The sequence below is a fragment of the Streptomyces sp. BPTC-684 genome (assembly GCF_030028635.1).
GTDB classification, from domain to species: domain Bacteria; phylum Actinomycetota; class Actinomycetes; order Streptomycetales; family Streptomycetaceae; genus Streptomyces; species Streptomyces noboritoensis.
Window position 1 is genome coordinate 6,741,179 of record NZ_CP124863.1, and the last position, 11,697, is coordinate 6,752,875.

11 protein-coding genes and 1 pseudogene are annotated in these 11,697 nt (G+C 69.3%); 4 read left to right on the forward strand and 8 right to left on the reverse strand.

Going from position 1 to position 11,697, the window contains the following annotated elements; all coding sequences use genetic code 11:
- Positions 1-195 precede the first annotated feature (195 nt).
- Positions 196-567, reverse strand: a complete 372-nt coding sequence (locus tag QIY60_RS30220; RefSeq protein ID WP_283145347.1) for a hypothetical protein — start codon at positions 565-567, stop codon at positions 196-198.
- Positions 568-573: 6 nt separating this feature from the next.
- Here QIY60_RS30220 and QIY60_RS30225 point away from each other — a divergent pair, with 6 nt between their 5' ends.
- Positions 574-1,335: a helix-turn-helix domain-containing protein gene (locus tag QIY60_RS30225; protein WP_283145348.1), complete on the forward strand. Its 762-nt coding sequence runs from the start codon at positions 574-576 to the stop codon at positions 1,333-1,335.
- Positions 1,336-1,378: 43 nt separating this feature from the next.
- Here QIY60_RS30225 and QIY60_RS30230 read toward each other — a convergent pair whose 3' ends face one another.
- From QIY60_RS30230 to QIY60_RS30240, 3 genes are all read right to left on the reverse strand, one after another.
- The gene (locus QIY60_RS30230; protein WP_283145349.1) at positions 1,379-2,752 is read right to left on the reverse strand and encodes an esterase-like activity of phytase family protein; all 1,374 of its coding nucleotides are present in this window, start codon (positions 2,750-2,752) and stop codon (positions 1,379-1,381) included.
- 225 nt (positions 2,753-2,977) lie between these two features.
- Positions 2,978-4,891, reverse strand: a complete 1,914-nt coding sequence (locus QIY60_RS30235) for a caspase family protein (protein ID WP_283145350.1) — start codon at positions 4,889-4,891, stop codon at positions 2,978-2,980.
- A complete protein-coding gene (locus QIY60_RS30240) occupies positions 4,881-5,207 on the reverse strand; it encodes a hypothetical protein (protein ID WP_283145351.1) in 327 nt (108 codons plus the stop codon). The genes QIY60_RS30235 and QIY60_RS30240 overlap by 11 nt, the downstream gene beginning before the upstream one ends.
- Before the next feature lie 247 nt (positions 5,208-5,454).
- Between QIY60_RS30240 and QIY60_RS30245 the strand changes: the two genes are divergently transcribed.
- On the forward strand, positions 5,455-5,832 hold the full coding sequence (locus QIY60_RS30245) for a hypothetical protein (RefSeq protein ID WP_283145352.1): 378 nt from the start codon (positions 5,455-5,457) through the stop codon (positions 5,830-5,832).
- A gap of 110 nt (positions 5,833-5,942) precedes the next feature.
- Here QIY60_RS30245 and QIY60_RS30250 read toward each other — a convergent pair whose 3' ends face one another.
- Positions 5,943-6,683 (reverse strand): 3-oxoacyl-ACP reductase family protein, encoded by a 741-nt coding sequence (locus QIY60_RS30250; protein WP_283145353.1) that lies wholly within the window; start codon positions 6,681-6,683, stop codon positions 5,943-5,945.
- 90 nt (positions 6,684-6,773) lie between these two features.
- Here QIY60_RS30250 and QIY60_RS32815 point away from each other — a divergent pair.
- Positions 6,774-6,875 (forward strand): annotated as a pseudogene (locus tag QIY60_RS32815) (MerR family transcriptional regulator); the annotation flags it as partial.
- Positions 6,876-6,893: 18 nt separating this feature from the next.
- Here QIY60_RS32815 and QIY60_RS30255 read toward each other — a convergent pair.
- Positions 6,894-8,147 carry a phosphatidylserine decarboxylase family protein gene (locus tag QIY60_RS30255; RefSeq protein WP_283145354.1) on the reverse strand — a complete coding sequence of 418 codons (1,254 nt, stop codon included), beginning with the start codon at positions 8,145-8,147 and terminating at the stop codon, positions 6,894-6,896.
- A 308-nt stretch (positions 8,148-8,455) separates the two neighbouring features.
- A complete protein-coding gene (locus tag QIY60_RS30260) occupies positions 8,456-8,785 on the reverse strand; it encodes a hypothetical protein (protein WP_283145355.1) in 330 nt (109 codons plus the stop codon).
- 247 nt (positions 8,786-9,032) lie between these two features.
- Between QIY60_RS30260 and QIY60_RS30265 the strand changes: the two genes are divergently transcribed.
- Positions 9,033-9,776, forward strand: coding sequence for a class I SAM-dependent methyltransferase (locus tag QIY60_RS30265; RefSeq protein ID WP_283145356.1), 744 nt, complete (start codon positions 9,033-9,035; stop codon positions 9,774-9,776).
- 214 nt (positions 9,777-9,990) lie between these two features.
- Here QIY60_RS30265 and QIY60_RS30270 read toward each other — a convergent pair whose 3' ends face one another.
- A complete protein-coding gene (locus QIY60_RS30270) occupies positions 9,991-11,583 on the reverse strand; it encodes a serine/threonine-protein kinase (protein WP_283145357.1) in 1,593 nt (530 codons plus the stop codon).
- Between the last annotated feature and the right edge of the window lie 114 nt (positions 11,584-11,697).

The following is an 11,697-nucleotide window of genomic DNA, read 5'->3' on the forward strand; positions in this document are numbered from 1 at the left end:
TGCCCGTCCCGGCCGCCGGGCCGGCGCTGCATCGCGGTGCTGCGACCGACCAGAGCCCCCCCTGCCGCCGTGAGCTCAGGAATCCGGCTCCTCCCCGACCGGCACACCCCGCGCCCCGAAACCCACCGTGCTTAGCACGACAGCCTCCTTGTAAACCGCTGCGGCGCGTCCCGTTCGGGGCGCCGCGCATCGGCGTCAGGGCGCGGAGCCGGCCACTGCCACCGCCCAGGCGATGTACAGGGCGTTCACCACCAGCCGAGCCACCGCACCGACCGGCCGCTCCAGCAGCCTGGGCCGGTCCGGCCGCGCCCGTCGTAGCGCGTCCCCGTGGGACACCAGGTAACAGGTGATCAGCGCGGCAGCGGCCCAGCCCCCGGCCTGCCGGACGCCCGGAACCAGTACCAGCGCACCCGACACGATCTCGGCTACCCCACTACCTACCACCAGGAGCCGCTCCCGGCCGATCCATGCGGGTACCAGCGTGCGGAAGTAGCCGGGGGACAGGAAATGCATGACCCCCGTGACGACCAGGAACACCGCCAAGGCGACGGAAGCGATAGCGTGCATGGCACGATGATCCGTTCACCTCGTGCCTGGGCACTTGAACAAAACGATCGCCGCACCGTCTTCGCGACCGGCCCCGAGGCGACGATGTTCGCCGAGTCCCGCCCGTTCCGCGTCGCCCAACACCGGCTGCCCGCCTGGAAAGCCGTGCTGCCGATCGGCGGCCACGCCGAACTCCTTCAGCCGGGACGGCCCTTGGTGGCGGCGCCGGGGTTGATCGTTCCGCCCCGGCTCGCCCACTCCTGCACGGCGACCGCGCCCTACCTCGCCCTGTTCATCGACTCCTGGCTGCTGCCCCCGCGCCCGGGGCCGGTACGGCTCAGTGTCGGCGAGGTGCGCCGCCTGCTCGCTGCGCTCGGCACCACCGATTCCGACGGCCCCGGCACCTGCGCTGACCTGGGCGGCGGATACGCCGAGCTGCGGACACTCACCGGGCGCCCGCCCCCGCTCGATCCGAGAGTCGCCCACGCTGTCGAGCTGTGTACGGTGCGCGATCCGGACCTGCCCATCGCCTCCATCGCTGCCGAGGTCGGCCTGTCGGCCCCGCGGCTGCGCGCCCTGGTCCGCGAGGATGTGGGCATCGCCCTTGCCCGCCTGCGTCGATGGGGCCGGCTGCGCACCGCGATCGCAGGCCTGCCGGACTCGACGGCCGCTCTGGCCGCGGCCACCGCAGGCTTCGCCGACCAAGCCCACCTCACCCGTACGGCACGGGACTTCACCGGGCGCACGCCCGCCTCCTTGCGACGTGCCGAAGCACAGGGGGCGCCCTGACGACCTGCCCAGCGGCGTAGTCGGGGCGGCCCCCTGCCTGAGTTCAGCCGCGCAGTGGCCTGGACAGATGCACGTACGTCACCGTCGTATCAATGCCGCTGTCCACCAGCCGGCCGTGCGCGTCGAAGGCTCCGGGGCCGTCCGTCATGCCGAAGTCGTTGTCGTTGATGAGCGCGAGGGTGTTCCGGCCCGTCAGCGCGATGCCCTCGATCTTGCCGGGTACGCCCGTGACGGTGTTGAAGTCGACCACGAGGGTCTTGCGCAGCACCGGCGCACCGGCCGCGACGGGGTCGTCCAGCTGCTCGTACGAAGGGGAGGTCGCCGAGTCGTCCCAGGCACTGCCCAGCATGCCTCGGCCGTGCGGCAGTGTGACCCGGTGAATCCGGGAGGCCTTGTCGGTGCGCTCCTGCACGAGCAGCTGGTCGCTTCCGATCGCCACCAGCGAGGAGATCTTGAGCTCGGAGGTCTTGTCCTCGCCCGGATCGACGACGTCCACCGCGTCGAAGCGGTAGCCGTACTCGGCCGTCACGGCGCGCTTCTTCGGCGAGAAGCGCAGCAGACGTGCGTTGCGGGACTTCTCGCCTGCGGCCGTGTCGGGAACGGACAGCGGGCTCTGCACCGCGAGGACCAGGTCGCCGCCCGGGAGTTGGGCCAGGCCCTCGAAGCCCCGGTTGGTCTTGCGCTTGAGCAGGATGGCGGGCAGCGACTCCACGACGGGATAGTCGGCCCCCTTGAGGTTCAGCCCCTTGGGGACGTACCGCGTGAGCACCTTCCCCTGGGCGGAGACATGCACGAGGGACGGCCCGTACTCGTCGGCGAGCCAGAAGGTGCCGTCCGCCGCCCGCACGATTCCCTCGGTGTCCAGACCGTTCGGGTCGTACGAGAGCGGAGTCTTCGCGTCGTACGTGTACGGGGCCTCGTCACGCGAGGCCTGGTTGGGCAGCCCCGTGACGGGCTTGCCGGACCGCGTGGTGATCGCGATCGCCTGGAGCACCCGCACGCGGTCGCCGGACACCCGGACCTTGACGATCGCCGGATCGAAGCCGGGGACGGGGAAGGTGCGGCGCTTCGTGCCGTCCACCTTGATCTGGCCGTTGGGACCGCGGTCGCTCACCGTCCAGAACTCGCCCTTGCGGCCGGCGGGATAGATGTCGCTGCCGATCCCACCGAGGTCGATGCCGCGGTCGTCCGCGACCGAACCGGGCAGGAGGCCATTGCTGAACGCACCGAGCGGGATGTCTGCGAGGGTGGCTGTGCCTTCGACATACGCACCCCGCGCCCTGTCACCTTCGGGGCCCGGCACACCCGCTGCGGTCCCGGCCCCGGCCACGCCGATCGCCGCGAGCAGGGCGATGGGCACGCCCACGGCCAGGGAACGTCGTACGGTGGTGCGCTGCTTGTGCGCGTGCGATGGCATCGGGCCTCCTGGCCGGCAAGTCATGTGACAGGGGCCAAGCTGACCGCTTCTTCCGAACGTGATGAGACGCCGGGGTGAACTCGAGCTTGCACGGGCGCGCACTGTAGGGGTCGGCGTCATCCTTCGACCCCCGGATGCAGATCGGGTTGGTCGGCCGCTATGACCGAACTGCGTACCGGTCGTCTCCTGCTCCGCAGGGGGGATCCACTGGCTGCCCAGGGGTGTTCAGCGGGCCAGTCTCCACAGGCGGATCGTCTGGTCGGCGCTGCCGCTGGCCAGCAGGTTTCCGTCCGGGCTGAAGGCCACTGAGTAGACGGCGCCGCCATGCCCGGTGAAGGGTCGGCCGAGGGGCACCGGGTTCGCGGATTCGGTTACACGCCACAGGCGGATCGTCTTGTCGCTGCTGCCGCTGGCCAGCACACGTCCGTCGGGGTGGAACGCGACCGTGTTGACGGCGGCCGTGTGCCCGGTGAGGTTTGCCAGGGGGACCGGGTTCGCGGGGTCGGCCACCTTCCACAGGCGGATCGTCCGGTCACCGCTGCCGCTGGCCAGCAGGTGCCCGTTCGGGCTGAACGTCACGCAGTAGACGCGGTCGGTGTGGCCGGGGAGGGCGGGGCCGATGGGTGCCGGAGGGTCGGCCACGTTCCACAGCCGGACCGCGTGGTCGGACCCGCCACTGCCCATGACGCTCTCGTCGTGGCTGAAGGCCATCGACAGGACCGCGTCCGTATGTCCGATGACGGGCTCGCCGACCAGTTCGGGGTGTGCGGGGTCGGTCACCCTCCACAGGCGGATCGTGCGGTCGCCACTGCCGCCGGCCAGCAGTTCGCCGCTGGGGCTGAAGGCCACGGAGAAGACGGCGTCGGTATGGCCGGTGGCCGGTCGGCCGAGGGGCACCGGCTTCGCGGGGTCGGTCACCTTCAGCAGCCGGACCTTCTGGTCGGCGCTGCCGTCGGCCAGCAGGTTTCCGTCGGGACTGAAGACCACCGAATAGACGGTGTCGGTATGGCCGGAGAAAGGGCCGCCGATGGGCTTGGGCTGCGGGGGATCGGTGAGGTCCCAGAATCGGACCGTCTGGTCGGCGCTGCCACTGGCCAGGACCCGCCCGCCCGGCTGGAAGGCCACCGAGTGGACGGCGTCCGTGTGGCCGAGGAGCGGCTGCCCCAGTGAGGTCATCGCGACCGGCGACACCGTGTTCGGGGCCTGGCTGCTCGGCGGCGTCCTACTGGGATGCGAGGCTGTCGCCGTATCAGTGGTATGGCCCTTGAGCGTCAGGATCGTGGTGCCGACGGTCAGTCCGACGGCGCCGACGGCGGTCAGCAGCGTACGCCGGTCCACCCGGGGCAGCCGTCCGGGAGGTGCTTCCGGGGTGTCCTCGGGGAGCTCCACGTGATGATCGAGGTGGGCGGCGTTGAGGGCGAAGGGGAAACGGCGTGCTCCACGGGCTCCGCTGTCCACCGGCTCGGGCAGGCCGTCGTTCCGGAGCCGGGCGTGCAGTTCGAGGAAGATCTGCTCCATGCGCAGTGCCGGATCCGGCGATTCGGGGATGCCGGTGCGCACCACGTTCAAGAAGGCCTCGGTGAAGCAGGTCAGGGTCCCGGACAGGGGAGTCTTGGCCTTCTTGTCCCTGCTGCTGGCGCCGATGACGTACACGCCGTCGATCGGGTAGGTCTCCCCGAAGTCGACGGACTGGAACAAGTGATTGGCCTTGTTGGCGAGTTCGGCGTGGCAGCAGTCCAAGAGGACCAGTTTGGTGGCCGCCCGGCAGCGGCGCAGGATCTTGGCGAGGTTCTCGTAGAGGATCGCGGTGTGCGGCAACGCTTCCCAGTCCGGGTCGGTGTTGCCTACAGTCAGAGCGAGTTGCCCCTCACTGGTGCGCACCCCGTGGCCGACGTAATACACCAGCAGTACGTCCTGGGTGTCGCGGATCGCCTCGATCACCTTGCGGGCCAGGTCATCCGGGGACGCCACGTCCACCAGGGAGGTGACGCGTTCGGCCGGCCATCCGCACAGCTCGCCGGTGAGCAGGTCCGTCATGGCGATCACGCACTCGGCTGCGGGCAGATCCGGGATGCGGGGGTCTTGGTATGTGCCGTTGCCGATCAGGATCGCGCGGGACCTGGTCAGGTCACGGTCCACCCAGCAGCTCCTCCAGGACCGGCCGGACCTCTTCGAAGGTGTCGGCGGTGATCTTCAGCCGGACGTTGCCGCGCCTGACCTTCAGGACGAAACCCGGACCCCCGGAATCCAGCAGCGACTTGACGATCCCCAAGAACACCGCGACGGCACCGCCCGACGCGCAGGCCACCGTCAGCAGGTCCACGACCGAGCCCTGGTCCCCGGGCTCCATCGGCGCGGGGACTGCCTCCACCGCGATTCCGCCGAGGCCCTGCAACTCGCCGTACAGGACGTCGAAATCGTCCGGGTTCTCCGCAGAGATCTCGACCGTGCGCACCCGCGCCCCCTTCGGGTCTGGCCTGTTCCTGACTGCCATGGTTCCAGAAAGCGGGCACCGACGTACCGAAAAGCCGTGGGCCGTGGGATCGGGAGGTATCACGTTCGAACGAAACAGCGGAACCTAGCCCGTTTCCTGTTGATATTTGGTGACGTAGACGTGAAATTGCGGTCATACGTGATCAATAGATTCCTCATCAGTAGCACCGCCCAACCCGAAGGCCCCGGCCGACGCGAAGATGGAACTCGTGAAGGTGTACGAGACCGGCAACGACATGACCCGCGTCGAAGTCGTCGATCAGGACGGCAAGGTCGTCGCCACCGGAACCGCCTTCCAGGGGACCTCGGTCATCGAGTACAAGGGCCGGCAGATCAAGTTCTCTTCCAGCAGCGGCGAGATCTACGTCAGCAACGAGGAGCTCGTCCGTACGGCCACCCTCAAGGACGGCAGCGTCATCAGGGTCTACTACGTAGGCCCCAACCACTACCGGGGCGACATCTACGCCAACGGCCGGATCAGCGAGGTCGTCGAGGCCAACGGCAAGAACGGCATCGTGGAGTACAAGAACTTCTACGTGAAGGTCAGCTGGATCGACGGCAAGGTGACCCAGCTGCACCTCGCGTAAGCCCGGCGGACCCGCACCTACCTGCGTCTCCGGTCACGCTCGGGGATTCCCGGCGTGACCGGAGGTGTCTGCCCGGAGACTCCGTCGTTGGGGCCACGGGCGCCTTGTTGTCAGGTGGTGTAGCCGCCGTCCACAGCGAGGGCGGTGCCGGTGATGTAGCGGCCGCCGGGGCCCGCCAGATAGGTGACCGCGTCGGCGATGTCCTCGGCCTCGCCGTAGTGCCCCAGGGCGGTGAGGGAGCGCTGGAAGGCGGCGGTGTCGCCGTCGGCCGGGTTCATGTCGGTGTCGATCGGGCCCGGATCCACGATGGTGGCGGTGATCCCGCGCGGCCCCAGCTCCCGGGCAAGTCCCTTGGTCAGCCCGATGAGTGCGGATTTGGCCATGGCCTGCAGGACGAAGTTCGAGCCGGGAACGCGCCCGTTGAAGCACGAGCCGATGCTGATGATCCGCCCGCCGTCGCCCATGTGCCGGGCGGCGGCCTGGGCGGCCAGGAACACCGACCGGACGTCCACGGCGAGCACCCGGTCCAGTTCCGCGGCGGACACCTCCGCCAGCGGGCCGTAGGTGAGAAAGCCCGCGTTGTTCACCAGGATGTCGAGGCGGCCCCACTCCCGTACCGTCTGCTCCACCGCCTCCGCCGCGTCCGGCGGACGGGCCAGGTCGGCCTGGATGGCCGAAGCCCTGCCGCCATCGGCCTCGATCTGCTTGACCACCTCGTGTGCTTGGTCCGCTGCCTGGACGTAGGTCAGCGCGACCGCCGCTCCCGCGTCAGCCAGCCGCTTCGCTATCGCCGCGCCGATCCCCCGGCTGCCGCCGGTCACCAGGGCCACCTTGCCGGTCAACTCACCCATCGCTGTTCCTCCATGTACGACGTGCTCGCGATGTCGGCATGTGAGAAGTTGACACGGGTGTCAGGTTCAAGTCGCCGTCGTGCGAGGTGACGTACCCCCGGCGGTCACTAGGACTATGGCGAGTGGGCGGTCGACCGCGTCGTACGCATCCAGACGCTCTACGCAGCGGGCCTGAAAAGCAAACGGTCTGCCGATTGCATCAGGTGCGGGCTAGGAAGTGAGGTGCGCGAGGGCGATCTGCTCGCCGACGCGGTAGTGCTTGTCCGCGTTCGGGAGAACGGTGACGTTGCTCTGCTTTTGGAACACCATGACGATGTCGGAGCCGCCATAGCTGAAGTAGCCGATTTCATCACCCTTCTTGACCTCTTGGCCCTGGTTCGCCGTGATGGTGACCGAGGAGACTTCGCTCATGCCGACGGGCACCAGGGCCACCATGCCGATCCGCGGCGCGGTGCTCTCGATGAAGATCAGGCCCCGGGTGTTGGCCGCCACCTCGGCGCTGAACGAGACGTCTTGAGCAGCGAGGGCGGGGCCGGAAGACTCGGCGACGCTGAACACCTGGCCCGGAATGGTCTCCACGTGCCGTACGACGCCGTCGACAGGGGAGTGCCAGCGGTGGTAGCCCATGGCGGGAGGGACGAGCTGGACCACGCTCGCGCCGATGAACTGGTCGGCGTAGGCATGGTGGTTGAACATCTCGGCCAGCGTGTAACCCTGCCCTTTGAGGGGGAATCCGGCGCTCTTCCCGGCACTCTTCCCGACGTTCTGATCGACGCGGACGTATGCGGCGTCGCCGGACGCGATGACGGCGTTCGGGTCCGTGGCGATCGGGCGGGCCTCGGGCTTGACCTTACGGTGGAAGAAGTCGTTGAAGGAGGCGAAGCCCCAGTGCTCCGCGGTGCGGTCGGGGATCACGTACTGATCCAGCTTGTTCTGTTCGACCGATTGTGCGGCCAGCCACCCGTTGCCCGTCTCGGTGAGGACATACCGGCTCTGCGCGCTGTCCAGGAACACACACCACGCCTTGAGGACGTTGCGCAGCGCGGTGTTGAACGCGGGCATACGCAGCACGGCCGCGCCGGGCGGGGTCAGCGACAGAGGGGCGAACAGGGCCGAGAGCGGGAAGAGGATCCGCTCGTTCGGGTCGGGGTGGTACTCGGGTGCGGTGGTGATGACCTGGTCCACGCACTTCAGCAGGTGGTCGATGCCCTCAAAGAACCGGAGTTGTCGCGGGAGCTTTTCGAGCATGCCGTCGACCAGCATCTGGATGCTGCCATCGGCCTTGATCACCTGCTTCAAGGCGGCCACTGATGAGCTGAGTTCCTCCTTGCGCTCCAGGGCCTGGCCCGCGAAGCCCGTCAGCCAGGCCTCGACCGCCTGCCGGTTCTCCGGCAGATAGCCGGCGATCCGGCCGAACGAGTTCCGGTACCGCGCATCCATCACGGCTTCTGTGAGGTCACCCATCGCAGACATCTCCCTGCGTCCATTGCTCCACGACTCGGCCGGAGCCCAACCTCCCTCCCTCGCGCATGCGCCACAAGAGAGGGAAATGGGCCACCGCCCGCCGCCAACACGTACGAAGCCACCCGTATCCAAGTGCTGGAAGGGTGCGAAGCCATCCGGAAGCGGCCCTGGATGTATGTCGGCTCGACCCGTCAACGCGGCCTGCATCAACCGGTGTTCGAGGTCGTCGGCCGGGCGGTGAACGAGCTCCTGGCACGGCCGCGCCCGCTCTGTCGACGGCACTCTCACGCCGGACGGCGGCGTGCGTGTCACCGACGACGGGCCGGGTGTCCCCGTCGAGGATCGTCCTGTCCGTCCGCGGACCCGAACACCCAGCCGCCTCCGCGGATGTGTAGGTATACGCCGTCGACGTGGTCCGGCACGAAGACCCGTGCCTTCACCCTGCCCTCAACGACACGGTCTCGGCCGTACGGCAGCCTTATCGGTGGTACGTCACCGCCGAGCCGGTTGCGCCGCAGGAGTGCCAGCGTGGCCGCGCTCGGCGCCTGCACACGAGCTGGACGGTTTGCGGCGGCGGCCTCGAACTGCTCGTTGAACGCCAGGGTCTCGGGGAGGCAGCCCTCATCGGTGATCGTCATGCCGTCGACAGTCGCAGCTCCTCGCGACAACATACCGTCACCCGGCCCCGCGCTGCCCTGCCAGGGTGCGCCGGTGATGTTGGGTGATACGAGGGCCGCCGGCCAACTTCTTTGTGTCATCTGCCAGTACGGCGGCCGGTGAGGGGCGGTGGAGACTTTCTGCCACTGCCGCGACGACCTGGCGGGCCTCTGGGCTCGCAGGGCCGGCGTGGCCACGTACAGGATGAACCACAGGAGGGGACGGCACGTGAGCGTGCAGCAGTACGACGAGATCGGCGAGGCGTTCGAGGGGTTCAAGTCCCTGCCGTTGATGCGTTTCGGGGAGGTGCCGAGCTTCCTGGGCCTGGTCGGGGACGTGCGCGGCAAGTCGGTCCTCGACCTGGCGTGCGGCACCGGTTTCTACAGCAGGGAGTTCAAGCGGCGCGGCGCCGCGGATGTCTTCGGCGTCGACATCTCGGTCGAGATGATCGCGGCCGCGCGGGAGATCGAGCAGCGTGACCCGCTGGGTGTGCGTTACGAGGTCGGTGACGTGGCTGAACTACAGCCTCTCGCCCGGCCCTTCGACATCGCGTTGGGGGTGCAGTGCCTCAACTACGCCGAGGACATCGCGGTGATGGAGCGGATGTGCCGCAACATCCACCGGAACCTGGTGCCGGGCGGGGAGTTCTTCGTGCTCGCCCAGAAGCCCGACTACCGGTTCGACTGTCCGTCCCTGGACAAGTACGGCTTCCTCTGCGAGCCGACCGGCGAGGAGATCGAGACGGGCACGCGGGTGCGGGTCACGGCTCTCCTCGACCCGCAGCCGATCAGCATCGTCAGTAGTGCCCCGCGCCGCGAGGTCTACGAGGAGTGTCTGCGGGCGGCCGGGTTCGGTGAGGTCGAGTGGGTTCCGCTGACGGTGTCCGAAGCCGGCATCCGTGAGTTCGGCGAGGACTTCTGGGCGGACCTCCTCGCGCACCCGCCGCTGGAGATGCTGCGCTGCCGTGCCTGATCGGTTGGCCGGCCGGACCTGGAGTGCGGTTTCGCTCCGCGGAAGACCTCGGCACGGGGTGGCCTCCGGTCCGGCCGACGGCCGACAGTGAAGCGCCGGACAAGCTGCCCGATCAGCGGACCGTAGGCGATCGCGTCACGTGGCGGATCGTGCCCGCCTGCGAAGGTGCGCTGTGCGTGTCCATGGCCAGTGCGGCGGTGTACACCGATCCTGGTTACCGTGCTTGGCCGGGCAGGCGGAAGCCGTCGCGTACGTGGTCGAAGACCGGCTTGTACCGGTCCCAGTCGGCGGCCGGCGCCGAGAGGTAGATCGCGTACTCCGTGCCGCCCGGGTTGCCGAACCCGAGGTCCACCGCGCGCCACTGGCGTGCTCTGCCCTGCCAGGTGAACTCCCAGATCGCCGCCGGACGCTGCTGGTAGGTGGTGCTCTGCATCCGCAGCTGACGGTAGCCGGGCAGCTTGCCCTGCTTGATGGATCTTGCCTCGTCGTCCTTCCAGCGCTGGAGGGGATCGGTGCTCGCGAAGTCGAGCGCGGCGATCCGCAGGCTCGCCATCCCGGTCGGGTCGATGTACGCGACCCCCTCGGCGTCGTCGTCGAGCTTCTTGCGGGTCCAGCCGTCGGGAACCGGAAACGAGAGGCCGAACGTTTTCTCCTCGACCAGCCGGTAGCCCTTCGGCACCGACGAGGGCCCGGTGGCCCGGGAGGCGGAGGTGCTCGGAGAGGGGGCGTCGCTCGCGGCGGTGCGGCCCGTATCGTGCAGGGCCAGGTAGGTGCCGCCGAGCGCCGCGGCGGCCAGGACCGTCGAGACCACCGCCCAGGCGGCCGTCCGGCGCCCCGCGCGACCACGGGCAGACGTGTCCTCGCCCGCGTCGGGGGAGAGGACCGCCGTCGCCGCCGTGCCCGGGCGGTCGGGCACCTGGGCAGCGGGTTTCGTACGGGCAGCGCGGCCCGCAGGACCAGGCGCCGGATCGTGCGGCCATGTCGACTCCCGAAGCCGTGCCTGGACGGTCTCGGCCGTGGGGCGGTCCTCGGGCTCCTTGGCCAGCAGCTGCGTGATCAGCGGGGTCAGCGGACCGCCGTGACGCGGCGGCTCCAGCGGGTCGGTGGCGATCGCGTACGCGGTCTCTATCGGCGTGCTCCGGCGGAACGGGGGCCGCCCCTCCACCGCCTGGTAGAGAGTGGCGCCCAGCGCCCACAGGTCCCCGGCCGGGCCGGGCGGCGCACCCTTGACCCGCTCCGGGGCGCAGTAGTCGATGGAGCCCACCAGCTCGCCGGTGCGCGTGAGCGTGGACGTGCCGGAGGCGATCGCGATGCCGAAGTCCGTCAGGACCACCCGTCCGTCGGCCCCGAGCAGCACATTGGCGGGTTTGACGTCGCGGTGCAGGACCCCGGCGGCGTGCGCGGCTCGCAGGGCGGCGGTCATGGCCCGGCCGATCCGGGCGGCCTCCCCGGGATCCACCGGACCGTCGTTCTTCAGTACGTCACCGAGCGTGCGGGACGGCACGTACTCCATGACGATGCACGGCAGCCCCGCATCCTCGACGACGTCGTGCACCACCACGACGTTGCGGTGCGTGATACGGGCCGCGCTGCGCGCCTCGCGACGGGTGCGCTCATGGAGCGTGGCGCGCTCGTCCTCGCCGAGGTGCGGTGGAAAGTGCACCTTCTTCAGTGCGACGTGGCGGCCGAGCAGCTCGTCCTCGACCCGCCATACGGTGCCCATACCGCCGCGGCCGATCTGCTCCAGGAGTCGATAGCGCCCCGCGATCAGCCGTCCGGGCCCGTCGGCCGCCGCACCGTCCCACACTCTGCCCGCACTCCTCGTCCCAGCCCCGGATCTCCCCGGCCGCTCTGCCCTGCTTCCGCCACCCTAACGACGCAATGTTGCGATTTGGCCACAGGGGCCTTGGCCCGGCCGGTT